The organism is Halobaculum sp. MBLA0147 (assembly GCF_041361345.1).
GTDB lineage: Archaea > Halobacteriota > Halobacteria > Halobacteriales > Haloferacaceae > JAHENP01.
The window spans coordinates 120104-145136 of record NZ_JBGKAD010000003.1 but is presented as its reverse complement, the minus strand read 5'-3'; the positions used below and the strand labels follow the sequence as shown (position 1 = coordinate 145136).

Below are 25033 nucleotides of genomic sequence, written 5' to 3'. Positions count from 1 at the left end.
TCGCACACGGGGGGTCCGAACCGTGTCGGAGCCGGACCGACCGCTCACTCGGTGGCGTCGGTCCGCGGACCGAGCGCGTCGTCGTCGGGCTCGTGACCGGCGTCGTCCGTGTGCCCTTCGCCGGGAGACGCCGACACACTCGTCGCGTCGGCTCGGTCCGGGTCCGCCCCCAACCCGAGGGCACTCGGGTCGGCGTCGGCGACGGTGGGAATCGAGCGCAGTCGCCCGGAGACGGCGAACGCGAGGCCGAGCGTCGCGATCGCCACCGCCTGCCCGAGGATCAACCCGCGGACGCCGACGACGCCCGCCGCGGCACCACCGACGACGGAGCCGATCGGCATCGCGACGGAGGTGCCGCTCTTCAGCAGCGATGAGACCCGTCCGAGCAGGTCGTCCGCGACGACGGACTGGACCAGCGACTGGAAGGTGACGTTGAACAGTCCCATCGGCACCAGCGCGACGACGACGAGCGCGAGGACGGCCGGGAACCAGTCGACGAACGCGACCGCAACGAACCCCACACCGGTCACCAACGGACAGACGACGGCGAGTTCGCCGAACGGCCTGTCCGGGAGGACACCGGCTGCGGCGGTGCCGGCGAGGTTCCCGACCGCGAACGCGGCCATCAGGAACCCGTACGACTGCGCACCGGAGAACTCCGCCGCGAACGCCGGGAGTACCGCCATCGTCGCCGCCGAGGTGAAGTTCACCACCAGCGCGCCGACGACGACGGGGACCAACACGGACCCACGGAGGTACTGCGCGCCCGACCGGAGTTCGTCCGCGTACCCGGCCCAGTCGAAGCCGTCGGCCTCGGCTGCTCCCGTGGTCTCGTCCGGGCCGCTCTCGTCTGCGTCCACGTCGGTGTCGGTCGATCCCTCCGCGACGTCGCTCTCGGCCGAGCGGCCGTCCACCTCGGTCTCGGCCGTCTCCTCGTCCCCGTCGAGTCGCAGCCCGAGGAACAGCAGCGCGGCGACGCCGAAGGTGACGGCGTCGAGCGCGTACAGCGCGACGGCACCCGTCAGCGCAACGAGCACCCCCGAGAGCGCGTTGAACACGCCGTTCGCCGCGCCGGCGGTCGTGGCGAACAGCGAGTTCGCACGCGTCAGCCGGTCGTCGTCGACCACGAGTGGCAGCGCGGCCGTCTGCGCCGGACCGGTGAACTGGTCGACGGCGGCCAGCACCGGCATCACGAGCAAGACGACCCAGACGGACAGCGTCCCCGTCAGGGACGCGAGCGGCACCGCGAGCACCAACACCGCCTGCACGGCCTGGACGACGACCAACACACGCCGGAGGTCCCAACGGTCGACGAGCGGCCCGACGAGGAACCCCAGCGCCGACGGCGCCTGCGTGAGGAACGCCGCGACGCCGGTGAACAACGGGTCTCTCGTCAACTCCCAGACGAGCCACATCGCCGCGATCGCGTACAGACTGTCGCCCGCGTTCGTCGTCAGTCGACCGACGAACAGTCGCCTGAACTCCCGATTGGATCTGAGCAGTGACACGAGAGAGACCAGCCGCGCGATCGCCGTAAGTGTAAGCCGAATTACACTTCTGTCGAGCGCGGGACAGAATCGGGTTTCTGTCGGACGTGTGGTAGGTCGAGCGGTGTGGGAGAGGTCGCGTCGGTGGAGTCGACCGGTGGCCGACGGAGTCGGGTCGGAGTGGCGACTACTCCTCGGCGGCGGGGCCAGTGAGGATGTCGGCCCCCGTCAGCGGGTCGTCGTCGTCGGGATCGTAGAAGTCAGCGTCGGTCTCGCGGCGCCGTTTCGGCGTCTCGTACGGTGCGCGGGTGGACGCCTCTCGACGCCCGCCGTTCGTCGTCGTGCTCGTGGACGTTCCGTCGGTGGCCGGCCCGTCGTCGGTCGGCGTCCGGTCACCCACCGCTCCGTCGTCGGCTGCCGAGCGACCGCCCACCGCTCCGTCGTCGTCGAACAGTTCGCCGGCGATCACGTCCCGCGTGTGGTAGTTCCCTGGCAGTCCCTGATGCACGGTGACACTGTACGTGCTCGGGCCACCTGAATGGTGGGTGTGACGCCGTCGTCGACCGAGTCTGTATAGTTAGCCCCGGCTGTGCGAGGTCACTCGGTTGTGAGCATCGGGACCCATGCGGGTGGCGGTCCCAGTAGTAGTCACGATGTCGACGCGCCCCACCACCGAGACGAGATCCGACGCGACAGCACCCGAGCCGACGCCGTCCGCGACGAGAGAGGCCGGCCCGTCGGTAAGAGAGACGACCGGCCAGACGGACCCCACCGACGAGTCCACGAGTCACTACGGCGAGTTGAAGACGGGACTCGAGGAGAGCGAACGGCAGTTCGCTGCCCTCGACGGCCACCTCTCGGACGTGTCGACGCAGTTCGAGAGTCTGACGGCGGAGCTCTCGCAGTTCGGCGACGACTGATCGACAACGACCGACAGACGACAGACCCGCTGGCGCTCGTCCCCTCGGCACTCGCTCGCTGGACCCACGTGGACGCTCGCGCCTTCCACACTCGCTCGCTGCCGCCCCTCGCTGGCGCTGGTACCCTCCACCTTCGTTCCACCTCCGTCCCCGCCGACGTGTCCTCCTCCGACCGGTCTCGACGGACACCGGCGTCACTCGGGTCCGGCCGCCGTGGGGTCCACGGCAGTTGGTCACCGACCGGAAGCGACAGGCCGAAGCCCCGTCGCGCCCAGGCAACTGTGTGTCGCTCCCCGACCGGCTCGCGAGTGTACTCCGTGCGACAGTCGCCGCCGTCTTCGGACTCCTCCGTCCCGCGGGCCGTGCCGTCGTCTCGCTGTTGGACCGGACCGGCGTCGTCGCCGAGGAGCGCCTCCGCGAGACACTCTCGCTGTCGTGGCCACGCATCGTCACCGGCTTCGCGATCATGTCCAAACGGACGGTCGACCTCGCCGTCGTCGGTGTCGCGGTCGGCGCCGAGGCGGTCGCGGGCCTGACACTCGCCAACGCCTTCTGGACGCTCGGGAAGTTCGCGTTCATCGGGTTCGCCGGCGGTACCATCGCCCTCGTCTCCCAACACTTCGGCGGCGACGACCGCGAACGCGCGGGTGAGGTCGTCGCCGCGAGTCTCGTCCTCGCGGCCGGGGCGGCCGTCCCCGTCGCGGTCGCGTACAACGTCTTCGCGACGCCGCTGGTGACGCTCGTCGGCGGCGGGCAGGCGGCGACTGGCTTCGGGGCGACCTACCTCGCGATCGTCGCACCGGGGATCGTCTTCGAGGCGGTGAACCTCGTCGCCTCGCGGACCTACGCCGGCGTCGGCGACACCGTCACCCCGATGGCCGTCCGTGCGGCCGGCGCGGTGCTCAACGTCCTCGCCAGCGTCGGGCTCGTGTTCGGACTCGACCTCGGCGTCGTGGGGGCCGCGATCGGCACCACCGTCTCGACCGGGATCGTCACCGGGGTGTTCGCGTGGGGGCTCGGCGGGCGCTCGTACTACCGCGGACGCGGCGCCAGTCCGCTCCCGGTGGGCCGGACCACGCGTCCCGACGGCGCGCTGGTGCGAGAGCTGTTCCGCGTCGCGACGCCGCTGGTCGCTCGCCGCGTCGTGCAGGGCGTCTTCGTCTTCCCACTGCTCGCGCTGGCTGCGACGTTCGGCCCGGTCGTGCTCGCGGCGGTCGGCGTCGCGCGGCAGGTCCGACAGCTGCTCAACAGTTTCAGTTGGGGGTTCTCCATCGCCGCCTCGACGCTGGTCGGCCAGGCACTGGGTGCCGGCGAGGAGACGCGTGCCGTCGCCTACGGACGCGACATCACGACGCTCTCGGCGGTGGTGTACGCGCTGTCGGCGGCCGTCGTCGGCCTCCTCGCGACGCCCGTCGCCTCGGTGTTCGTCGACGGGGAGGCGGTCGCCGCGACCGCGGTGTTCGTCGCCGTCGCGGCGCTCAGTGCGCTCCCGTTGGGTGTCGACGGCTCCGTCACCGGGACGCTGCGTGGCGCGGGCGACACGCGGGTGCCGTTCCTCGCCACCCTCGCAGGCCTCTACCTCGTCGCGCTCCCCCTGGCGTACCTCGGGACGGAGACGGCGCTGGGTGTCGTCGGACTCTACCTCGCCGTACTCGCCGAGACGCTCGTCCCGATGGTCGTCAACGTCGCGCGGTTCCGCACGGGCGCGTGGCTCGCCGTCGGGCGCGAGCTCGGGCCAGACGCGGAGCCGGACCCTGGCGAGCCAGACCCGACGGACTGAGCACCGAGGCGCCGGTGGCGGAGCGGAGGACCGTCGCCGTCACTCACCGCGAGTTGGCCACGGGCGGGGCGCCGGTGTGGCCGCGTGTGCTCGCCGACGGCGCGTCGGCAGTCTCCGAGGTGACCAGTGTCGTCAGCGACTCCCGGAGGGTGTCCGTCTGCCGTGCGAGTGTCCCGAGTTCGGTGACGATCGACTGTGCCTCGTCGGTCTGTCGTGTGGCCACCGTCGCGATCTCCCGGACGCTCTCGGTGGTCCGCTCGCTCGCCGTCTGCACCTCGTCGACGATCGTGACCGTCTCCTCGGTGCTCGCCGCCTGGTCGTCCGTCGCACGACTGATCTCGGTCACACCGCCGGTCGTCCGCTCTGCCTGGTCGGCGAGGTCGTCGAACTGGTCGCCGGCCGCCGAGACGGCCGTCTCGGCGTCGTCGGCGTGCGTGGCGGTCCGTCGAGCCGTCTCTGTGACCGCCTCCGTCTGTGCCTGTGCGCTCGCGATCAGTGACTCGATCTCGCCGGTCGCCTCCCGCGTCTCCTCGGCGAGTTGTTTCACCTCGTCGGCGACCACCGAGAACCCGTCGCTGCCGTCGGTGTCGGCCCGTGCAGCCTCGATGTTGGCGTTCAGCGCGAGCAGGTTCGTCTGCTCGGCGATCTCCCCGATCATGGCCGTGATCTCGCCGATCTCGGCCATCCGGTCGTCCAGCGTCTCGACGGCGGTGACGGTCTCGGTCGCGGTCTCGCGGACCGCACCGGCGGCTTCGACCGCGTCGTCGACGGCGTTCCGGCCGTCGTCGGCCGTCTCGACCATCCGCGTCGCGGTGGTCTCGACCTCCGTCGCCGAGGAGGCCACCTCCTCGATGGTCGCCGAGAGCGTGTTCATCTCGTCGGCGACCTCGACGAGTCGGTCCCGTTGGTCCGTGACTCGGCGCTCCACGTCGTCGACGGTCCCACCGACGTCTTCGCTCGTCGTCTCGACGGTCGTCGCCGCGGTCGTCGCCGACTCGGAACTCTCCGCCACCGCCTCGGCGAACGACTGGACCTCGGTCACGGTGTCTTCCATCTCCGCGAGCATCTGGTTGATCGAGTTTGCGACGGCTCGCATCGCGTCGTCGTCGACGTCCGGGTCGAGTCGGACGGTCAAGTCGCCGTCTGCCGCCTCCGCGATGGTCCCCCGGTACTGCTCGGCGGTGGTCTCGAGCTCCTGTTTCAACGCGGCGATCTCCGCCTCGCGACGTTCCGCCTCCGCCTGGGCGGCCTCGGCGTCCGTCACCAGTTCGCGCTGGCGTTCCGCCTCCGCGAGTTGGTCGCTCGCCTCGCGACGCGACCGTTCGATCGACTGCCAGTTCGAGAGTTCGGAGACGGCGAGCAGCGACACGAACAGGCCGTGGATCCCACCCCAGACCCACGGGTTGGCCGCTCCGGCGGCGTGGTTGTAGACGCGCGAGGCGTCGAGAACCGTCGCGAAGGCCCCGTGACCCAAGACGACGTACCCGATCCCCGCGGCGAACGGGAGCCAGTCCTCGTAGCTCGCCAGCACGCCGACGGCGACGAAGAAGTGGAAGTGCGCCTCGATGTATCCGCCCGAGAACTGGACGAGCATCATCGACGCGAGCATCCAGCCGAACGCGGACAGAAGCGTCCGCACCCGGCGTCGTGGCCGACCGCTCCACGCGACCGCGATCGTCGCGGCGAACACCGCGAGTTCCGTGCCGACGATCCAGAGCGGCGTCACGGGGATCGTCGCCTCCGTCACCGGCATCGTGCCGCTGAACAGTCCCAGCGCGGCGAGGACCGGAACGTGGGCCGCGAGAGCGAGCAGGATCTTCCGGTGGCGACCGCGCCACATCTCCTCGCCCATCGACCGACCGTCGGGAACGTCCCGGAGGAAGCGCCGCAATCGGCCCTCCGAGCCCCCGGCAGTATTGTTCTGTGTGTTCATTTTCGTGGTCACAGACACGGGGACGGTACTAACGACTGTCGGGGTGGCCCTACTCTCGTGTGAAATAACAACACGTCCGGGCGGAGGACGAACGGGGATTCCACACCGTCGACGACCGTCTCCGACCGCTCAACTGTCGCGCGCCAGTCGTTCGAGGCCGACGAGCACGCCGGCACCGACGACGACGAGCAGGACGGCGACGACCAACAGCGTCGAGGTGACGCTCACGAGCGGGTCCAACGAGTTCCGCAGCGAGTTCCACGCCTTCACCGGCACCGTCCGCGTGTCCCGCCCCGAGAGGAACAGCGTCATCACGAACTCCTGGAGGCTGACCACGAACGCGACCAGCGCCGCCGCGGCGAGGCCGGCACGGACGTTCGGGACGACGACCTCGCGGAAGGCGCGGGGGCGAGTCGCCCCGAGGTCGAGCGCGGCGTCGCGCACCGACCAGTCGAACCGCGCGAACGTCGCCCGCACGACGGAGTAGGTGAGCGGCGTCGCCCACAGCGAGTGTGCCAACACCAGCGTCGGGAGTCGCTGTTGGAGTCCGAACTCGCTGAAGAACACCAACAGCGTCACGCCCAACACGACCCCCGGGACGAGCAGCGGGAGCACCGCGAGCGCGCTGACGACCGCCGACAGGTCGTCGTCGAGTCGCCGTACACCCAGTGCCGCGAGGACGCCCAGCGTCGTCGCGAACAGTGTCGTCCCGGTCGCGACGACCAGACTGTTGCGGATCGCACGCGTCCACGCCTCGCTCGCGAGCAGTTCCCCGTACCAGCGCGCGGACAGTGCCTCCGGCGGGAACGTCACCGCACCCGTGGCGTCGAACGAGGAGGCGACGACGACGAGGATGGGCGCCAGTAGGAACGCGAACACGACCAGGTACGCCAGCCGGAACAGCCACGTCCCCGCCGTCCGTCGGAGCCGCGAGACGACGGGCGAGTCCGGCCGGCCGGACTGGCTTCGATCTCGGGTCGCGGTTCCGCCGTCGGTGAGTCCGTCGCGGTCAGACACCGGTGTCCACCCCCGAGCGGGAGAGCGCCAGCCAGGTGACGACGAGCGCGAGGAAGACGGTGGCGGTGACGACCAGCCCCAACGCGGCCGCGACCGGCCAGTCGAACTGTTGCAACAGGAAGTCGGAGACGGCGATCCCCGCGGTGCGTTCGCTCCCGGAGCCGATCAACAGCGGCGCGGCGTAGGCGCCGATGCTCCAGGTGAAGCTGATCACGCCGCCGACGAGTAAGCCGGGCACGACGTGTGGCACGACGACCGCCCGGACGGTCCGAATCGGACCGGCACCCAGGTCGCGAGCCGCCTCCAGCAGCGACTCGTCGATCGTCGCCAGTACGGAGTACACCGCCAACACGGAGTACGGGACGATCACGTACAGTTGTCCCAGCAGCGCACCGACGCCGTTGTTGACGAGCAACAGCGGCTCGGCGAGCAGGCCGCTCCCGACCAACAGGTCGTTGACGAGACCGTTCGGGGAGTACACCAACACCGCCGCGAACAGCTTCACGACGATGGCGGTGAACATCGACACCAGTACCCCGGCGGTGAGCACCACCCGCAACGCCCCGTCGGCGCGCCACATCGCGTAGGCGTACAGCAGTGAGACGGCCAACGAGACCACGGTCGCGACGACGGCGAACCCGAGCGTGAACGCGAACAGTTCGTGGACGTTGCTCGCGGTCGCGAGGTAGGTGAAACTCTCCACGGACCACGACCCCTCGACGTACGCCTGTGCGGTGGCGCGCTCCGAGAGGGCGATCCGCAGGAGGTAGCCGAACGGCACGACGAACACCGCCAGGTCGAACAGCAACAGCGGGACGACGAGCAGGGTCGCGGAGCGGTCGTCGACCGCACGCCGGAGTCGGCCGGGGGTCGCACCCGCGAGACTCACCGCAACCGCCTCCCGTCGCCGTCGAAGTAGTTCACCGCGCCGCCCGCGGCACCCACGCCGACAGTGTCACCCTCCGCGACGCCGAGCGGCCGGTCGATCCCGCGCTCCGTGACCAGCGTCGCCTCGCCGACGCGCACCTCGTAGCGCACCCGCGAACCGCGGTGGAGGCGCCGCGTCACCTCGCCGGTCGTCCGCAGCGGCGGCGGGTCGGTCTCGCCGCCGTCGGTCGTCGCCCCGTCGTCCGCCACCGCGCGCTCGCGGCGGGTGTCGGCGTCCGCGTCATCGGCGCGGGCATCCGCCTCTCCGTCGGCACTCCGCTCGGCGGCTCCGTCGGCGGTCGTCTCGGCGGCTCCGCCAGCTTCACCGGCCCAGAGGCGGCCGCCGCGATCCGCCGGGTCCGCCGACAGCGACAACCGCTCCGGCCGGATCGAGGCGGTCACCGCCTCCTCGGAGTCGAGACTGCGCGTCCCGGTGGGCGCGTACAGCGGCTCTCCGAGTGGGGTCGCCAGCGCGACTCGGTCCGCGGGCGGGTCGCCGTCGCGAGCGACGGTACACGAGAGGAAGTTCGTCGTCCCGAGGAACGACTCGACGAAACGGTGGTCCGGGTCCGTGTACACCGCCGCCGGCGGTCCGGACTGGACGATCCGGCCCTCGTTGACGATGGCGATCCGGTCGGCGAGGGTGAACGCCTCGTCTTGGTCGTGGGTGACGTACAGCATCGTCGTCCCCAACTCCGCCTGGATCTCGGCGATCTCCAACTGCATCGCCTCGCGGAGCTTCCGGTCGAGGTTCGACAGCGGCTCGTCGAGCAACAACAGCTCCGGGTCCACGGCCAACGAACGCGCCAACGCCACGCGCTGTTTCTGCCCGCCAGACAGCTGGTCCGGGTGGTCGTCGGCGTGTCCGGCCATCTCGACCAACTCCAACATCTCGCGAGCCCTGTCGTGACGCGTCGCCGTGTCGACGCCGTCCATCGCGAGTCCGAAGGCGACGTTCTCCAGTACCGTCTTGTTCGGGAACAACGCCCAGTCTTGGAACACCATCGAGGTGGCCCGCTCGTTGGGCGCGAGCCCGGTCACGTCGCGGCCGTCGATCCGCACCGCGCCCGCGTCGGGTGTCTCGAACCCCGCGACTGTCCGCAGCGTCGTCGACTTCCCGCAGCCGGACGGTCCGAGCAGACAGACGAGTTCCCCCGCGTCGACCGACAGCGAGAGGTCGTCGACCGCCCGCACGTCGCCGAACTCGCGGACGACGCCGTCGAGTTCGAGCACCGGATCGCGACCGCCCGTCCCCCCGCTCATACCTCGGATTTGAGTTCGTTGAACCGCTCGTTGAGACTCTCGGCGTACTGTGCCACGTCCGCCCACTCCAGGAAGGACACGTCGGCCAGCGCCTCGTTGTCCAGCGGGACGTTCTCCTCCGTCGCGGACGGGTAGTCCGTCTCGGGGTTGACCATCCCCATGTTGAAGTTCTGGGCGTAGGTCGTCTGCATCTCCGCCGACAGCATGAAGTCGAGGAAGTCGTGGGCCATCTCGCCGCGACTCGTCCCCCGGACGAGGTGGTAGTCGTCGATGTAGCCGGTCGTCCGTTCGGGGACGTGGAGCCCGATGTCGAAGGAGTCCGTCGACTGCCGTTTCTTCAGCGAGTACGCGAAGAAGTACTGCCCCAGGGTGGCGACACCCTGCGAGATCGCCGTCCACATGTCCTGGGCACCGGTGTAGAACGTCGCGGTGTCGATCTCGCGGAGCGTCTCGAAGATGGCGTCGTGGCCCTCCGGGCTGTACAGTTCCTCGTCGAACGGCATCTCCTCGGAGACGATCGAGGCCATCTGCAGCGAGTTGGTGAAGTACGACCCCGGGAGGGCGGCGTCCTCGGCCTCCGTCGTGAGGTCGCTCCACTCGCCTGGGTCGAAGCCGATGGCCGCCTCGTCGTAGGCGTAACACATCACGCCGTACGCCAGCGGGACGGAGATGGGGTCCTCCCGCAGCAAGTTCTGCTTGATGACCCCGGCGTTGTCCAACTGGTCGAAGTCGATCTGCTCCCACAGGTCCGACTGGAGTCCGATGTAGTGTGCCCGGTCGCCGGTGACAGTGAGGTCGTACGGCGGGCTGTCGGCGGGTGCGGCGCGGATCTTCGCGAGGATCTCGGACCACCCCGGCACGATCTCGAGGGTGCCGCCCGTCTTCTCCTCGTAGGCCGGCTTGATCTCCTCTTCGAACACCGTCGCGTTCGTCCCGCTCCACGTCGAGAACCGGAGCGTCTTGTTGCGGAACGGCTGGGCGGAGTCGACGGTGCCGGTCGTCGTGCCGCCACCTGCACCTCCGTCGTCCCCGCCGCCGCTGGAGCCACCCAGACACCCGCTCAACCCGGCGATGCCGGCGCCGGTGGCTCCGAGTACTGCTCGTCGCGTCGTGCGTCCACGGTCGTCCCCGTGTTCGGACATCGACTGTTCCAAGAGCGCCGTCGGTTAGTATCTGGCGCCCGCTCGGACTGCCGTCTGTCGCCGTCTCGTGGCGTGTGAACGGTGATCACGGCTCCGGCGCTCGTGGCGACGGAACGCCACTCCCCGGCCGCGGCAGTGAGTGACGCGATCTCCTCGCGCCGACCGCGAGGATAGGTGGAGACTTGTCCGCGGAGCCCGAACTGTGGTCGTGTTCGACCTGTTCGCGTACGTCAACTGCAGCCACTCGCCGACCGTCGAGGACGCCTGGCGGCTGTCCGACCACGAGCAGGCGGACGGCTACCGCGATCTCGGGTTCTGGACGGAGCTCGCCGGACTGTTGGACGACGAGTTCGCGGGGCTGTTCTTCGCCGACGCGTACAACGTCGCCGACCGCTACCGCGGGAGTGTCGCCCCGACGGTGCGCCGCGGCGAGCAGTTCCCGGAGAACGACCCGCTCCCGCTGGTGTCTGCACTCGCGGCGGCGACGGAGTCGCTGGGGCTCGTCGCGACCGCCTCCACGTCGCTGTACCCGCCGTACTTGCTGGCGAAGAAGCTCTCGACGCTGGACGACCTCACCGACGGGCGACTCGGCTGGAACGTCGTCACCTCCGCCGGCCGCCTGGAGTTCGAGAACGTCCTCGGCCACCAGTTGGGCCACGACGAGCGCTACGACCGCGCCGACGAGTTCCTCCAGGTCGTCCGCGCGCTCTGGGAGGCGTCGTGGGACGACGACGCCGTCGTCCGCGACGCGTCGACCGGTACCTACGCCGACCCGGACGCGGTGTCGTTCGTCGACCACGAGGGCGAGCAGTTCTCCGTCCCCGGCCCGCACATGACCGCGCCGACGCCACAGCGGACGCCCGTGTTGTTCCAGGCGGGCCAGTCGGATCGCGGGCGGACGTTCGCGGCGCGTCACGGCGAGGCGCTGTTCTCGTTCTCGCTGTCGCGGGCGGGGTTCGCGGACTACGCCGCCGACGTTCGCGAGCGGGTCGAGACCGCCGGACGCGACCCCGACGACGTGCGGCTCTACCCGGCGGTGACGCCGTACGTCGCCCCGACGCGGGCGGCGGCCGAGGCGGAGCGCGACCGCGTGTTGGACGCCATCGAGCCGGAGACGGGGTTGGTGCGCCTCTCGAACCACTTCGATCACGACTACTCGCAGTACGATCTCGACGATCCACTGGAGGCGATCGACGCGAGCGGCATCCGGGGCGCGTTGCGGGTGTTCCTCGACGACGACCGCGAGTGGACCGTCGGGGAGGCGGCCGTGCGCTACGCGCGCTACCCGACGGCGGAGCTGGTCGGGACACCGGAGGCGGTCGCCGACGAGTTGGAGCGGTGGCAGGCTGCGGGCGCGGATGGCGTCGTCGTCACCGCGCCGGTCGTCCCCGGAACGTTCGCCGACGTGGTCGAACACCTCCTGCCGGAGCTCCGCGAGCGCGGGCTGACGCCCGACGGCTACGACGCCGACGAGACGCTCAGGAGCCGCCTGTTCGGACGCGACCGGCCGCGGTGAACCGACGGGAGAGACACGCGACGAGCCGCCGACTGCGCCGCCTCGGACCCCGTCGTCTCACACCTCGTCGTCACACACCACACCACCCCGCATCTCGTCGTCACACACCACACCACCCCGCATCTCGTCACCCCACGCCTCCCCACGTCACACCTCGTCGCCGAACAACAGTCGGTCGACCGACAGCGGGCCGGCACCGGTGACGAGCAGCGCGGAGGTGAGTCCGAACAGCGAGACGTGTGCGAGCACTGGGTCGTCCGGGAGCCCGAACAGCGTCGTCGTGAACAGCAGGAACGCGATCGACGCGGAGGCACGGGTGAGCGTCCCGGTGATCAACAGCAGTCCGACGGCGAGTTCGGTCACCCCGGCACCGGCGACCCACATCTCCGGCGCGACGGGGACGACCGCCGTCAGGTCATACTTCTCGACGACGAGTAACGCGTCCTGTGGCTGCATCAGCTTCTCGACGAGTCCGAGGTAGACGAACTGTACACCCAGTGCCAGTCGGACTGCGGGCCCCGCGAACCGCGCCGCGCCGGTCCGTCCGACCAGATCCGCCAGCGGGTCGCCGCCGACACCCAGACGGTTGAGGAGGGTCCCGTCCGTGACGCGGAGCCGCCGGAAGAGGCCGTCCGCGCTCGGCTGGCCGCTCCCGACGAGTGCGATGGCGAGGAAGCCGCCGACGTACTCCAGCGCGAGCAGCGGGACCGGCCACGCGACGACGAGCACCCAGCCGTAGACGACCAGCCCCACGACGCCGACCCACCGCGTCGCGAGGCCGAACAGCAACAGGAAGCCGAGTCCGATCTGGAGCAGTCGCAGCGAGGTCTGGACCTCCGGCGTGAAGAGGTAGCCGGTGAACCCCGCGCCGACGAGCGGGAGGCCGACGGAGAGCCGGAACATCCACGGGAGGTACGGGCGGTACGACTGCATCGTCCGGCGCGCGACGCGGAGGTCGTGTGCGAACGGCCGGAACCGGGCGTAACTCCCGACCCCGACGGCGGCGGCGAGGCCACCGGCACCGAACAGCGCCAGGTTCCCGGGCGTCGACAACACGCCGACGAGGAACGTGACGGGGTTGCTCAGTTCGCCGGTGCCGTCCGTGACGTAGTCGACGTGAGCCGTGGCGAGTCCGACGAGCCACACCGCGGCGAGGCAGAGACCCACGAGCCGCCCGGCTTGTCCAGCGTAGCCAGCGTATCCGGTGTGGCTGGCGACACCACGGGAGTCGGGGGGCGACCGACGAGGCGAGTCCGAGTTCACGTGACGACTCCGGGCTCCAGGGGCAAGTCAGTTCCCGTCCGTGCGAACTTGACGGGGACCTGGCCGAGCGTTTCGTGGGGCTCTTTCCGCTCCGTCGTCACTCGGTGGTCGTGAACCCGAGCGAGGATCTCCCGGTGTCGCGGTGGACGCTGGTCGCCGTCGCGGCGCTTGCGATGGGTGCCGTTGGCACCTACCAGTTCGTCTGGTCGTCCGTGCGGCTCCCACTGGGGGCGCGACTCGGCACCGGGGAGACGGCGCTCGGCACAGTCTTCACAGTCTTCCTCGTGTTCCAGTCCGGCTCGCAGTTCCCGGCCGGGTGGGTGCGTGACCGCTACGGCCCCCGCGTCCCGCTGCTCGTCGGGACCCCGCTGTTGGCGATCGGCTACGCGGGCACCGCCCTCGCCGAGTCGCTCCCGTTCGTCTACGCCGCCTACGCACTCGGTGGAATCGGGAGCGGCGTCGTCTACACCGTCGCCGTCAACACCCCGGTGAAGTGGTTCACGGAGCGGCGCGGACTCGCGACCGGGGTGGTGACGATGGCGTACAGCGGCGTGAGTTTCCTCGCGATTCCGCTCGTCCGCCGCGGTGTCGAGACGGCGCTGACCGAGACGCTGATCGTCCTCGGTGTCGGCGTCGCGCTGGCGGCACTGCTGGCGGCCGTCGTCGTCCGCGACCCGCCAGCGAGTGCGTTGGACGGCGGCGGAGCGGGCGAGGCCGACGGGGAGTCGGAACCGGACGGCGACGGAGCCGACGACGTACCGGCCGACGCCGGCGGCCACCGAGGCGAGAGAGACGGCGATACGCCGGAGCCAGACGCCGGCGTCGAGTCCCCTGCGGCGGGGACCTACGAGTGGCGCGAGACGGTACGGACGTGGCAGTTCTGGTTGCTGTACGCGGTGATGATCGTCGTCAACGGCGTCGGGCTGATGCTGATCGGCAAGGTGGTCGCGTACGCCGACGCGCTGGAGCTGCCGGCGGCGGTCGCCACTGCCGGCGCCTCCGTCGTCGCGGCGGCGGACGCGGCTGGGATCGTCACCGTCGGCGGCGTCTCGGACCGGCTCGGACGTGTGCGGACCGTCTCGGCGTCGCTCGTCCTCTCCGGCGTCGCGCTCGTCGCCGCCACGGTCGCCGGGGCGGCCGCCGCCGCGTGGCCGTTCGCGGCGCTGGTCGGCGCCGCCGCCCTGTTCCGGAGTCCCGCCTTCTCCGTGTTCCCGAGTCTGATCGGGGAGTACTACGGCCAGCGACGCTCCTCCGAGAACTACGCGCTGTTGTACACCGGGAAGGTGTGGGGGAGCGTGTTCGGCGGCACCGTCGCGAGTCTGCTCGTCGTCTCGCTCGGGTGGACGACCTCCTTCCGGATCTCGGGGGTCGTCCTCGCCGTCGCCGGTCTCGCCACCGCACTCCTGCGCCCGCCGGAGTGACCGACGACGCCGCGGGAAAACTCGAGTTCGCACCGTTTCTCCAGTCGACCCGCCGTCGTCCTCGGTCACGCCGTGTCGTGACCACCAAGTGAGTGCCGTCCCTCCGTCGGGTCGTGACAGCCACGACCGAGTCCGAAGACGCGGCGCTCGTGACCGGGGCGTCGAGTGGAATCGGGGCGGCACTGGCGCTGGAGGTCGCCGCCGACGGCTACGATCTGGTGCTCACGGCCCGCCGCGAGGCGAAACTCGAAGCCGTCGCGAGCGAGGCACGCGAGCAGTACGGCGTCGCCGCGACGGTGCTCCCCCAGGACCTCGCCGAGCCGGACGGCGCCGCGTCGCTGGCCGACCGCGTCGCCGCCACGGACCACCGGATCGACCGCCTGATAAACAGCGCCGGCTTCCCGACCTACGGCCCGGCGACGGAGACCGATCCGGAGACTGCCCGCGACCAGGTCACCGTGAACGCGACGGCGCTGACGGAGTTGACCGTACGACTCGCGGCGCCGATGGCCGAGCGCAGACACGGCGGCGTCGTCAACGTCGGATCGGCGGCGGGCTACTACCCCGCGCCACGGACCGCCGTCTACGCGGCGAGCAAGGCGTACGTCAACCACTTCTCGCGAGCCGTCGCGGCGGAACTAGAACCGCTCGGCGTCACCGTCTCCGTCGTCTGTCCGACCGCCGTCGACACGGAGTTCGTCGAACGCGGCGGGATGGCCGAGAGTGGCGTCGACGACGGCCTCACTCACGACCCGGTCGACGTGGCGCGGACGACGTGGAACGGGCACCTGGACGGCGAGCGCGTGATCTTCCCGGACTTGAAGGACAGACTCGTCGGGTTCACACCGCGGCTGCTCCCCCACCGCGTCGTCACCTCGTTGGGCGGGAGCGCGTTCGACGACGGAACCTTCCCGTTCCTCGCGGACGAGTGAGTCGGGAGCAGGCGGTAGCGGGCGGGAGTCGTGTCTCGGGGATCGGGAGGGATTCTCGACAGCACTCCCGACCCGTTCCGTCTCCTCGGGGACAGTTTCCACCCGTCTCGTCACCCCGTCGGTGACACTGACTCGGTTGCGCCGATCGGCGTGTGCTCTCACCGCCCACGTCCACCCGGTCCTACTCCCTGAGGTTCGTCACGTCCATCAGATCCGTGAGGACTCGTGTCTCGAAGTCGCCGTCGGCGACGACGAGTTCGTCACCGGTAGATCGCGCAGTCGCAGCGACGAGGAGATCACGCGTAGCCATACGTTCACCGTCGTCCATCAGCTGGTCTTGCATCCGGCCCGCCTCCAGTGCCACCTGCTCGTCGAGGTCGAGCGCCCGGACACCACCGAACTCCGCCCGGACCGCGTCTACGTCGGTGGTTCCGGAGCCGACTTCACCGTCGACGACCTCGAACACGCACAGCGACGAGGTGAGGTAGGGCTGGCCGCGGTCTTCGACGTACTCGACGACCTCCGGCACGCCCTCGAGCATGTCGATGACGATCGACGAGTCGAGGAACGTCACTGCTCGAAACTCTCCCGAGATCGCCGTACGGCATCACGCGCACGATCCGCCCGCTCTGCACCCCACGCACCGACGTCGATCGGCTGCTCACTCTGGGCGAGCCGTTCGAGTAACTCGTCGAACGTCTCTTCGTCCCGCTTGAGACGCTCCAGCATCCGTTTCGTGTCGTCGGAGACGCGGATCGACGTGCTCACGTGTATGCGGTGTGCATACGAGGATAATTAGCTTTCGACGAGTCGTCTGCAGTGCCGATGGCGGAGTGGACGATGACCGGGGAATCGGTCCGTTTCTTTGCCACACGGCCCCCGGCCGCGTCGTCAGTCGCCGCGACAGTCGCTCGACTTCACGATGATCTGTTCGTCGCCGTGGAATCTGATCGAGAGGTACGCGCCGCCGTCGCGGGCGCGACACGAGAGTGTGACGGGTTTCCGTGCCGTCGCCGTCTCGGTCTCCACCTCGACGACGAACGTCTGTCGCGTCCGGATCGCGTCGAACCCGAGCCGGAGTTCGTCCGTGTCGGCACCGTCGTCGTCCGCGCTCGTGCCGGCGACCTCGTCGGTGGTCGTGACGATCCGTTCGCCCCCTCGGGACAGCGACAGTTCGTAGGGGACCGCCCGCTCACGCGAGTTCAACACCTCCACGCGGAGGGTCGTCTCCACGCCGCCGGTGCAACCGGCGAGTCCGATCGCTCCGCCGACGGCAGCGAGTATCGCTCTCCTGTGCACGGAGTCGACTGCCCTCCGGTAGATCAAGTACTTTCTGCTCGCCACTCGTTTCACTCTTCGATCCAGTTACTGCGTTCAAGCAGGTCGTGTCCGACTTCGACACGAGGGAGACAGCCCCGTCGAGCCGCAGTGTCGTCACTCCGATCCGGCCGTGCCCGGCGAGCCGACGGAGCGCTCGTACCGTTCCGGACGCTCGCGAGCGGCCGCTCGGCCGACAAAGTCGTCGCCCACGAGGGTCGTATCCACGACGATCACCGCTCGGCGAGTCGCTCGATCCGGTCGGCCGACTCCGCCTCGAGGTCCGCGCGAACCGCCGCGAGTCCCGCCGCCGCGTCGTCGGCGTCCGCCTCCTCGAACGCCCCGAACCCCGTCCACCTGTCGCGCAGCGCCAGCCGCCGGATCACCGCCTCGTAGCTCTCGTCGTCCCGTTTCAGTGTGTCGAGCAGTCGCTTCGTCTCCGCCGAGAGCCCGATGATCGTACTGGACACGTCGACACGTTCGTCCACACTCGACGAGAACCTGTCGCCGAGCACCGGAACTGGACGAACACACCCGATTCCGGTGGAGCCAAGTCGCATGCGGCGAGAGGGTAGTGTGTGAGCGACGTAGACCCGTACGATCCGACCGCCGAGGAGGGACCGACCGCACCGCGGTCGCTGTTGTTCGCCGTGATCGTGGGGTACGGCGTCGCGACCGTGTTGACCGTCACCGGGCCCCGGTGGGCCGCCGCCGTCGCCGTCGCCGCCGCGACGCTCGTCGGCGGCTACGCCGTCTACCGCGCGTTCGGGTAGTTCGGGGCCGCAGCGAGATCCGAGTCCGCCTCGATCCGATCCTGCCGCCGATCCAGCTCCCCACGCCGGTCCGACCCGCCACAGCGGTCCGATCCCGATGGCCCCCGATCCGACACTGGCCGGCTCCGACCGGCTTTTCCCGGTGCCGCCCGAGGATCCGTGCGTGAGAGCAGCAGTCTACCACGGCCCCGGCGACATCCGCGTCGAGGAGGTCCCGAAACCGGAGATCGAGGAACCGACGGACGCCATCGTGAAGGTGACCCACACGGCTGTGTGTGGGTCGGACCTGTGGTTCTACGAGGGCGACAGCGACCGGGACGCCGGCTCGCGCGTGGGCCACGAGCCGATGGGGGTCGTTGAGGAGGTCGGCGACGACGTGACACGCGTCCAGCCGGGGGACCGGGTGTTGGCACCGTTCCGGATCAGTTGTGGCCAGTGTGAGTTCTGTCGGAAGGGACTCCACACCTCGTGTGTGAACGGCGACGGGTGGAGCGGCGACAACGGCGGCGGGCAGGGCGAGTACGTCCGGTCGCGCCACGCCGACGGGACGCTCGTCCGCGTGCCGGACCGCTACGCCGACGACGAGGAGACGCTGCGGTCCCTACTCCCCCTGACGGACGTGATGGGGACGGGTCACCACGCCGCCGTCTCCGCGGGTGTCGAGGCAGGCGACGACTGTGTCGTGATCGGCGACGGCGCGGTCGGACTGTGTGGCGTCCTCGCCGCGCGGCGACTCGGCGCGCGCCGGATCGTCGCCGTCGGCCACCACGAGGACCGCCTCGAACTCGCCGAAGAGTTCGGCGCGACGGACATCGTCGTCGGCGGCGGCGACACGGACGACGGGGAGGCCGCGCTGGCGGCGACCGACGGCGGCGTCGACCACGTACTGGAGTGTGTCGGAGCCGCCTCCGCGATGGAGACCGCGACGACAGTCTGCCGCCCCGGCGGGACGATCGGCTACGTCGGCGTTCCCCACGGGATGAGCGAGGGACTGGACCTGTTCGACTTCTTCGGGCCGAACATCACGCTCGCCGGCGGCGTCGCGCCGGTCCGCGCGTACGCCGAGGAGCTGATGGCGGACGTGCTCGGCGGCACCCTCGATCCAGCGCCGATCTTCACCGAGACCGTCGACTTGGATGGCGTGCCGGACGGCTACGAGGCGATGTCGAACCGCGAGGCGATCAAGGTGCTCGTGAAGCCCTGGGACTGACACGAGAGGGCCGAACCCGAGAGGTACCGCTCCCGACGGCATTGCACGCCAAGTGAACTACCGGCGGTCGCCCGTCGGGTACTCGCGGAGTGAGACTCGGGTCACACCGGTGTGTGAATCTGGGAAGTGATCCTTCAGGAGCACTCGTACTACCCTCGCTCCGTCGAGATCGGGACGGGTGTGGTTCTACAGGCTGATAACGAGCCCCAAAGAGCCTTTAGGTGTGTTGTGGATAGTTCACACGGAGGCTACGAGACGATGACACTCGTTCGGGACCGGTACGGCGCGAAGCTCGCGACCGGGTACCTCGGCGTCGGGGCGGTGATCCTGGCGACCGGGGTCGTGACGGACAGCGTCGCCGCGACGGTGTTGGCGGGGCTGGTCGGACTCCTGGTACTCGGGTCGATCACCGGGACGACGACACTGGCGACGCTGCGGTTCCTCGAACGCCGGACGGCGGCGATCGCCGACGGCGAGTTAGAGACACGCGTCGAGACGACACGTAGCGACGAGTTCGGACGGACGGCGGCGTCGGTCGAGCGGATGCGTCAGACGCTGGCCGACCGGATCGAGGCGGCCGAGCGGGCCCGCGAGGAGGCGCAAGCGGCACGCGAGGAGGCCGACGAGATCGCCGCACAACATCAGGCCATCGCCGAACAGTACGCGGAGACGATGGCCGCCGCGGCGACGGGTGACCTCTCACAGCGCGTCGACGTGACCAGCGTCGACGCCACGACGGAGTCGACCGCGATGGAGGTGATCGGCGAGCAGTTCAACGCCACCGTCGACGAGCTGGAGGACGCACTCGGCGACGTGTCTGGTTTCGCCGACACGGTCGCGGACGGCTCGGCCGAGGTGCGAGTCGCCGCCGAGCAGATCGACGAGGAGGCTGGGGCGGTCGCCGACGCGACGCGCGAGACGCTGTCGGCGGTCGACGACCAACGCGAGCAACTGGAGGAGGCGACCGCGGAGATGAACGACCTCTCGGCGACCGCCGAGGAGATCGCGGCGACCACGGACGAGGTGGCACGCGACGCCGAGTCCGCCGCGGACGCGGCGACGGAGGCGCAGGAGGCGGCGACGACCGCCATCGAGACGGTCGAGACCGTCCAACGAGAGATGGCCGACGCCGTCCAGCGGATCGAGCGCGTCGACGAGCGCACCGCCGAGATCACGGAGGTCGTGGAGATCATCGCCGACATCGCCGACCAGACGAACATGCTGGCGTTGAACGCCTCCATCGAGGCTGCACGCGCCGGCGGCGACGGCGGCGGTGGCGGCGACGCGGGCGACGGGTTCGCCGTCGTCGCCGACGAGGTGAAGAGTCTCGCCGAGGAGACCGGCGAGCAGGCGGACGCCATCGGCGAGACGATCGACGAGTTGCGCGAGGAGACGCGGGCGGCGACGGACCAGATCGCGACCACCAACGAGTCACTCACCGAGGGTGTCGAGACGACCCGCGAGGCGGTCACCCAGATCGAGACGATCTCCGAGTCCGTCGCCCGGATCGACGACGGCGTCGGCGAGATCAGCGGTGCGACGGACGAACAGGCGGAGACGACCCAACGGCTCACCACGAAGGTCGACCGCGTCGCCGCCGTCGGCGACCAGGTGAGTGACGCGACCGAGGACATCGTCTCGGCGACCGAAGTGGCGGGCGACGCGGTCGCAGACGTGATCACCCGCTCGGAGGAGTTCGAGACGCAGACGGAGCAGTTGGCCGACCGTCTCGACGCCTTCGAGGTGGACGCCGAGGCAGTGAGTGACGGACCGGACGAGGGCGGTGGCAGCGCACCGGGTAGGGGTCCAGACGACACCCCCGCGCCGAGTTCGGGCGGACCGGACGCAGTGGTGCGGTCCGACGGGGGTGAGCGCTCGTGGTGACCGCACAGACCGTCGCGCTGGCGGTCGGTGCTGTCGGGATGCTCGTCGGGGTCGGGATCTGGTGGCGCCTCTGGACCGCCGACGACACCGACCGCGAGGCGGGGCAGTTCGCGTGGCTGCTCGTGATCCCCGGTGCCGCCGCGGTGGCGTACGCGCTGATGGCCGCGGGTGTGGGGACGATCACGGTCTCGGGTGTCGCAGTTCCCGTGCCGCGGTACGTCGACTGGCTGGTGACGACGCCGGTGTTGATCGGCTACGTCGCCTACGTGGCTGGGGCGTCGCGGCGGGCGATCGCGGCCACGGTCGCGGTCGACGCGGCGATGATCGTGATCGGCTTCGCCGGCGTGTTGACGACCGGGACGCTCAGAGTCGTCGCCTTCGCACTCTCGTCGCTGTGTTACGTCGGGCTGTTGTACGCACTGTACGGCGTGTTCCCGGCGTCGGCGCGGGCACAGTCAGGTGAGCGGGAGCGGCTGTTCGAGGTGCTACAGAACCACGTCGGGCTACTGTGGGTCGCGTACCCGGTGGTCTGGGCTGCCGGGCCGCTCGGGTTCGGCTACGTCGAGACACTCGGCGTGACCCTGCTCGTCACGTTCATGGACGTGATGGCGAAGACACCGTACGTCTACTTCGCGGCCGTCCACCGGCGCGCCTTCCTCGACGAGGCGACGGACGGCACACCGGACGGGCGAGTGGCCGTCGACACGCCGACAGACGAGAGTCGCGAGGTGGACGTGGCCGACGGCGACGGCGTCACGACGGCGGACTGAGACGACGCCAGGGGCACCGAGTCCAGCCCGACCTCGATTCCTTCTCGGCTCACGGCCCTGCGCCCGGTCCGACCTCGACACGGGCTCGACCCGGATCACCGTCCGAGTGCCGCGTACGTCGCCCGCACCCTGTCGCGTGAGAGTTCGACGGCGCGGACGACCACGACCCGAGCGGCCGGCGAGACGGCCGCCACGACCAGCAGGTAGACGAAGAGGGCAGCGAGCGCGCCCGTCGACGCCGCGAGGGCGCCGCCACCGCCGAGAGTGGTCGTCACGGCAGCCGTCGCCGCCGAGGCGAAGAACGCCGCCGCGCCGCCGAGCAGGAACGCACCCGCGACACGAGCGTCGAACGGGAGCCACCCGAACACGCGGTACGTGTACGCCGCGACGCCGACGCTCACCACGAGGTTCATCGTGACGTACCCCAGCGCCCCCGCGAGTGCGCCCGTCGCGGCCGGCCCCGGCACACCCGCCCCGAGCACGCTCGCGAGCGTCGTCGCCACCGTCTGTGCGGGACTGGTCGGCACGGCACCCACGGGGACGAGCCACCCGGCGGCGAGTGCGGGTCTCGCGAGCAGCGCCGTCGGCGGCACCGCGACCGCGAGTCCGACGACCTTCGTCACGACGCCCGTCCCGGGTCTGTCGACACCCTCCAGGGCGTGTGTCGCCAGCGTCCACCCGGCACGGAGCACGTTCACCGCCCCGACGAGGAGGATCGTCGCCGAGAACGCCGCGACGGCCTCCGGGAAGGCGAGCCGCGCCACGCGTTCGGCGTTCGCGAGCACGTACGCCAACACCAGGAACGTGCCGCCGGTGCCCCCGGTCACCATCGCGTCGAGGTACGCGTACTCCGTGCGCCCGGCCGACCAGTCGCCGCTCACCTTCGTGAGCAGCGGCGAGGAGAGCGCGAACGCCACCGTCGCGCCGAAGTCGGCGAAGCGGTCGGCCGCCTCGTAGACGCCGACGGCGACGGGTGTCCCGACGACGCCGAGCACGTACACCGGCATGTTGTACGCCACCTTGTCGATCACCTGGTCAACGACGCTCCACTGCGTGAACGACCACGCTCGGCGGAGTTCCTCGCGACCGGGCACCGACGGGACGACGCCGACGAGAACCGCCGCCGGGACGTTCGTGAGGAGCCTGACGACGACGGTGAGCCACAACAACGCCGCGGCGCTGTCGATCACGGCCGCGAAGACGACGACCGTCGACAGCCGGATCGCCTGCTCGGCGCCACCGAGCCACGACTGGTAGCTCGGGTAGCCGACCGCCCCCAACAGCGCCTTCACGGTGTCCGACAGCACCGCCGTCGCGCCGGCCGCCACCGCGGGGAGGAACAGCGCCGCCGTGAACAGACTCCCGCGGCCGAGCACGGGCAGGGTCACCCACCCGAGAAGCGCCAGGCCGGCGACGTAGCCGACGCCCGTCGACAGTGCGAGCCCGAAGTACGCACCCACGTCGGTGCCGCGCTCGCTGCCGCGCTTCTGGAGCGTGCGCGCGACGCCGGTGACCGGGCGGACGAGCAGACCGAGCGCGAGCGTGACGAACAGGTAGCGCCCGGCGGCCGCCGGCCCCGCGCCGACGGCGTAGACGACGCCGCTGATTGCGTAGAGGCCACTGGACACCAGCGTCCCCGGCACCGTGCGGAGCGAACTATCGAGCAGGTTCAGTTCGTCCCCGCTGCGTCGTGTCACCATCCGTGAGATCCTCGTCGTCTCCCGTGGTCTCTCCTCCGCCGTCCGGGCGCCGTCGCGGGATCACGCCACCGCGTCGTGACCGCTCGACGCCGAGTCACTGCACCGCAGCCGTCCGTCTCGGAGTTCGGTCGTCCGCGCCGTTGAACCTGTGGGCGAGTCGGTCGACCCGCGAACGAGCCGTCCCACCCGCGAACGACCTGTCCTACCCGTGAACGATCTGTCCGACTCGTGGACGAGCCGCCCGGCCGCTGGCGACGCCCGACTCAGCGCTTCCCGAGCGCCTCCTCGAAGACGCGCTCGGCGCGTTCCCAGCCGTGGTTGCGGTCGACGATGGGATCGGCGTAGTCCGGGGCGGCCTCGGCCCGCTCGTCGGCCGACAGCGTCGGCCAGTCGACGATCGTGCGGGGGTCGACGCCGCGTAGTTCCGGAACGTACTCCGTCACGTAGTCGGCGCCCTCGTCGTACTTGCCCATCTGAGAGACGGGGTCGAAGATCCGCACGTCGACGGAGTCGGTCCCCGTCGAGGCGATCCACTGCCAACTGCCGGCGTTCGACGCCGGGTCGTGATCGACCAACTGTTTCCGGAAGTACCGCGCGCCCAGTCGCCAGTCGATCAGGAGGTGTTTCGTCAGGAAGGAGGCGACGACCTGCCGCGGGCGGTTGTGGACGTACCCCTCGCGGTCGAGTTGCCGCATCCCGGCGTCGACGAGCGGGTACCCCGTCTCGCCGCGCTTCCACGCCTCGAAGTCGGCGGCCGCGTCTTCCCCCTCGCGCCAGTCGATCTCGTTCGGGATCGACTTCCAGTTCGTGTCGGCCAACTCCGGGAGGTAGTACAGCAGGTGGTACATGTGCTCGCGCCACGACAGCTCGTAGCGGTACTTGTCGACGTTCTTCCGCTCGGCCCCGTGGACGGCGTCGTACGTGTCGGAGGCGTCTGCCCACAGCTCTCTGACGCCGATCATCCCCGCCGCGAGGTACGGCGACATCCGGGAGACGCTCGTCGTCGGCCGCTCGACGGCCGCCGCCATGTCGTCGCGCTCGTCGTTGTAGGTGTAGATTCCCCGATCCAGGAAGTCGTCGAACCGCTCGCGTGCCGCCTCGTAACCCGCCGCCGGCAACTCGATATCGGCGTCCAGCTCCGGGACACTCGTCTCGTCGTCCAGCGAGGCGAAACTGTCCGTGTCGGGGTCCCACGGGGACGGTTTCGGCACCTGCTCCCAGTCGGAGTGGAACGCGCCGTGCGTCGGGTAGCGGTCGTCGAGTCGGCCCGGTGAGACGAGGACGTGGTCGGTGCGGTCGTCGCTGTCGATGCCGCGACCGGCGAGTTCGTCGCGGACCGCCTCGGCGCGGGCGCGTCGCTCCGGCGTGTAGTGAGTGTTCCAGACGACGCGGTCGGCGTCGAGTCCGTCAGCGACGGTCGGGACGACCTCGCTCGCGTCGCCCGACCGCACCACGAGGTCGCTCCCGATGGAGCGGTAGCGGCGCTTCAACTCCCGGACGCCCGCGAGGAAGAAGGCTCGTTGGCGCTTGCCGACCTCACTCAGTACGTCGCCGTCGACGACGAAGAGGGGGACGACGGTGCCGTCGCGGGCCGCGATACTCAACCCCTTGTTGTCGGGGATCCGCAGGTCGCGTCGGTGCCAGAAGACTTGCACGGGTAGTCCACGAGCGGGAGCCTGTTCGGGGTTTCGGTCTCCGTGCCGCGCGAGACGGCCGCCCGGTCCCGGAGCCACACAGAGCTACGGAGAGACCGCGGCCGCGGTCCCGTCGACGTCGCC

At 70.3% G+C, this 25033-nt stretch carries 23 protein-coding genes; 9 read left to right on the top strand and 14 right to left on the bottom strand.

Annotated elements, in window-relative coordinates; translation table 11 throughout:
- Window positions 1-44: 44 nt before the first annotated feature.
- Together RYH80_RS17130 and RYH80_RS17125 are read right to left on the bottom strand one after the other, a co-directional pair.
- Window positions 45-1508, bottom strand: coding sequence for an MFS transporter (locus RYH80_RS17130; protein WP_370905304.1), 1464 nt, complete (start codon window positions 1506-1508; stop codon window positions 45-47).
- Between the two features lie 166 nt (window positions 1509-1674).
- Window positions 1675-1995: a hypothetical protein gene (locus RYH80_RS17125; RefSeq protein WP_370905303.1), complete on the bottom strand. Its 321-nt coding sequence runs from the start codon at window positions 1993-1995 to the stop codon at window positions 1675-1677.
- Window positions 1996-2140: 145 nt separating this feature from the next.
- Between RYH80_RS17125 and RYH80_RS17120 the strand changes: the two genes are divergently transcribed.
- Window positions 2141-2407 carry a hypothetical protein gene (locus RYH80_RS17120; protein ID WP_370905302.1) on the top strand — a complete coding sequence of 89 codons (267 nt, stop codon included), beginning with the start codon at window positions 2141-2143 and terminating at the stop codon, window positions 2405-2407.
- A gap of 376 nt (window positions 2408-2783) precedes the next feature.
- The gene (locus RYH80_RS17115) at window positions 2784-4187 is read left to right on the top strand and encodes an MATE family efflux transporter (RefSeq protein WP_370905440.1); all 1404 of its coding nucleotides are present in this window, start codon (window positions 2784-2786) and stop codon (window positions 4185-4187) included.
- A 43-nt stretch (window positions 4188-4230) separates the two neighbouring features.
- Here RYH80_RS17115 and RYH80_RS17110 read toward each other — a convergent pair whose 3' ends face one another.
- The 5 genes from RYH80_RS17110 to RYH80_RS17090 form a co-directional block, all read right to left on the bottom strand.
- Window positions 4231-6120 (bottom strand): methyl-accepting chemotaxis protein, encoded by a 1890-nt coding sequence (locus RYH80_RS17110; protein WP_370905301.1) that lies wholly within the window; start codon window positions 6118-6120, stop codon window positions 4231-4233.
- Window positions 6121-6249: 129 nt separating this feature from the next.
- Entirely contained in the window at window positions 6250-7137 is an 888-nt protein-coding gene (locus tag RYH80_RS17105) for an ABC transporter permease (RefSeq protein WP_370905300.1), read from the bottom strand.
- The gene (locus tag RYH80_RS17100) at window positions 7130-8026 is read right to left on the bottom strand and encodes an ABC transporter permease (RefSeq protein ID WP_370905299.1); all 897 of its coding nucleotides are present in this window, start codon (window positions 8024-8026) and stop codon (window positions 7130-7132) included. The genes RYH80_RS17105 and RYH80_RS17100 overlap by 8 nt, the downstream gene beginning before the upstream one ends.
- A complete protein-coding gene (locus RYH80_RS17095; protein ID WP_370905298.1) occupies window positions 8023-9327 on the bottom strand; it encodes an ABC transporter ATP-binding protein in 1305 nt (434 codons plus the stop codon). The genes RYH80_RS17100 and RYH80_RS17095 overlap by 4 nt, the downstream gene beginning before the upstream one ends.
- On the bottom strand, window positions 9324-10469 hold the full coding sequence (locus RYH80_RS17090) for an ABC transporter substrate-binding protein (RefSeq protein WP_370905297.1): 1146 nt from the start codon (window positions 10467-10469) through the stop codon (window positions 9324-9326). Before RYH80_RS17090 ends, RYH80_RS17095 begins: the two co-directional genes overlap by 4 nt.
- Before the next feature lie 208 nt (window positions 10470-10677).
- Between RYH80_RS17090 and RYH80_RS17085 the strand changes: the two genes are divergently transcribed.
- A complete protein-coding gene (locus tag RYH80_RS17085; RefSeq protein ID WP_370905296.1) occupies window positions 10678-11985 on the top strand; it encodes an NtaA/DmoA family FMN-dependent monooxygenase in 1308 nt (435 codons plus the stop codon).
- Between the two features lie 147 nt (window positions 11986-12132).
- Here RYH80_RS17085 and RYH80_RS17080 read toward each other — a convergent pair whose 3' ends face one another.
- Entirely contained in the window at window positions 12133-13152 is a 1020-nt protein-coding gene (locus tag RYH80_RS17080; RefSeq protein ID WP_370905295.1) for a DoxX family protein, read from the bottom strand.
- A gap of 206 nt (window positions 13153-13358) precedes the next feature.
- Between RYH80_RS17080 and RYH80_RS17075 the strand changes: the two genes are divergently transcribed.
- Both RYH80_RS17075 and RYH80_RS17070 read left to right on the top strand, forming a co-directional pair.
- The gene (locus RYH80_RS17075) at window positions 13359-14669 is read left to right on the top strand and encodes an MFS transporter (RefSeq protein ID WP_370905294.1); all 1311 of its coding nucleotides are present in this window, start codon (window positions 13359-13361) and stop codon (window positions 14667-14669) included.
- A 113-nt stretch (window positions 14670-14782) separates the two neighbouring features.
- Window positions 14783-15601, top strand: coding sequence for an SDR family NAD(P)-dependent oxidoreductase (locus RYH80_RS17070; protein ID WP_370905293.1), 819 nt, complete (start codon window positions 14783-14785; stop codon window positions 15599-15601).
- Window positions 15602-15782: 181 nt separating this feature from the next.
- On the opposite strand, the gene RYH80_RS17065 is transcribed toward RYH80_RS17070, so the two are convergent.
- The 4 genes from RYH80_RS17065 to RYH80_RS17050 all read right to left on the bottom strand — a co-directional run bounded on the left by RYH80_RS17065 (window position 15783) and on the right by RYH80_RS17050 (window position 17388).
- Window positions 15783-16175, bottom strand: a complete 393-nt coding sequence (locus RYH80_RS17065) for a PIN domain-containing protein (RefSeq protein WP_370905292.1) — start codon at window positions 16173-16175, stop codon at window positions 15783-15785.
- Window positions 16172-16369 carry a DUF7557 family protein gene (locus RYH80_RS17060; protein WP_370905291.1) on the bottom strand — a complete coding sequence of 66 codons (198 nt, stop codon included), beginning with the start codon at window positions 16367-16369 and terminating at the stop codon, window positions 16172-16174. Before RYH80_RS17060 ends, RYH80_RS17065 begins: the two co-directional genes overlap by 4 nt.
- Before the next feature lie 123 nt (window positions 16370-16492).
- On the bottom strand, window positions 16493-16900 hold the full coding sequence (locus RYH80_RS17055) for a hypothetical protein (RefSeq protein ID WP_370905290.1): 408 nt from the start codon (window positions 16898-16900) through the stop codon (window positions 16493-16495).
- A gap of 251 nt (window positions 16901-17151) precedes the next feature.
- The gene (locus RYH80_RS17050) at window positions 17152-17388 is read right to left on the bottom strand and encodes a DUF7557 family protein (RefSeq protein WP_370905289.1); all 237 of its coding nucleotides are present in this window, start codon (window positions 17386-17388) and stop codon (window positions 17152-17154) included.
- 108 nt (window positions 17389-17496) lie between these two features.
- Between RYH80_RS17050 and RYH80_RS17045 the strand changes: the two genes are divergently transcribed.
- The 4 genes from RYH80_RS17045 (at window position 17497) to RYH80_RS17030 (ending at window position 21555) form a co-directional block, all read left to right on the top strand.
- Entirely contained in the window at window positions 17497-17691 is a 195-nt protein-coding gene (locus RYH80_RS17045; RefSeq protein WP_370905288.1) for a hypothetical protein, read from the top strand.
- A gap of 163 nt (window positions 17692-17854) precedes the next feature.
- A complete protein-coding gene (locus RYH80_RS17040) occupies window positions 17855-18901 on the top strand; it encodes a zinc-dependent alcohol dehydrogenase family protein (RefSeq protein ID WP_370905287.1) in 1047 nt (348 codons plus the stop codon).
- A 258-nt stretch (window positions 18902-19159) separates the two neighbouring features.
- Window positions 19160-20785 carry a methyl-accepting chemotaxis protein gene (locus tag RYH80_RS17035; RefSeq protein ID WP_370905286.1) on the top strand — a complete coding sequence of 542 codons (1626 nt, stop codon included), beginning with the start codon at window positions 19160-19162 and terminating at the stop codon, window positions 20783-20785.
- Window positions 20779-21555, top strand: coding sequence for a bacteriorhodopsin (locus tag RYH80_RS17030; RefSeq protein ID WP_370905285.1), 777 nt, complete (start codon window positions 20779-20781; stop codon window positions 21553-21555). Before RYH80_RS17035 ends, RYH80_RS17030 begins: the two co-directional genes overlap by 7 nt.
- Before the next feature lie 95 nt (window positions 21556-21650).
- Here the strand turns inward: RYH80_RS17030 and RYH80_RS17025 are convergent, their stop codons facing one another.
- Window positions 21651-23255 carry a polysaccharide biosynthesis protein gene (locus RYH80_RS17025; protein WP_370905284.1) on the bottom strand — a complete coding sequence of 535 codons (1605 nt, stop codon included), beginning with the start codon at window positions 23253-23255 and terminating at the stop codon, window positions 21651-21653.
- A 263-nt stretch (window positions 23256-23518) separates the two neighbouring features.
- Window positions 23519-24910 (bottom strand): cryptochrome/photolyase family protein, encoded by a 1392-nt coding sequence (locus RYH80_RS17020; protein ID WP_370905283.1) that lies wholly within the window; start codon window positions 24908-24910, stop codon window positions 23519-23521.
- Window positions 24911-25033 lie beyond the last annotated feature (123 nt).

What these genes read in the sequence shown, in the direction of transcription:
- RYH80_RS17095 (WP_370905298.1), bottom strand. Translation starts at nt 9,327, where the DNA reads ATGAGCGGGGGGACGGGCGGTCGCGATCCGGTGCTCGAACTCGACGGC.
- RYH80_RS17120 (WP_370905302.1), top strand. Translation starts at nt 2,141, where the DNA reads ATGTCGACGCGCCCCACCACCGAGACGAGATCCGACGCGACAGCACCC.
- RYH80_RS17110 (WP_370905301.1), bottom strand. Translation starts at nt 6,120, where the DNA reads ATGAACACACAGAACAATACTGCCGGGGGCTCGGAGGGCCGATTGCGG.
- RYH80_RS17090 (WP_370905297.1), bottom strand. Translation starts at nt 10,469, where the DNA reads ATGTCCGAACACGGGGACGACCGTGGACGCACGACGCGACGAGCAGTA.
- RYH80_RS17025 (WP_370905284.1), bottom strand. Translation starts at nt 23,255, where the DNA reads ATGGTGACACGACGCAGCGGGGACGAACTGAACCTGCTCGATAGTTCG.
- RYH80_RS17035 (WP_370905286.1), top strand. Translation starts at nt 19,160, where the DNA reads ATGACACTCGTTCGGGACCGGTACGGCGCGAAGCTCGCGACCGGGTAC.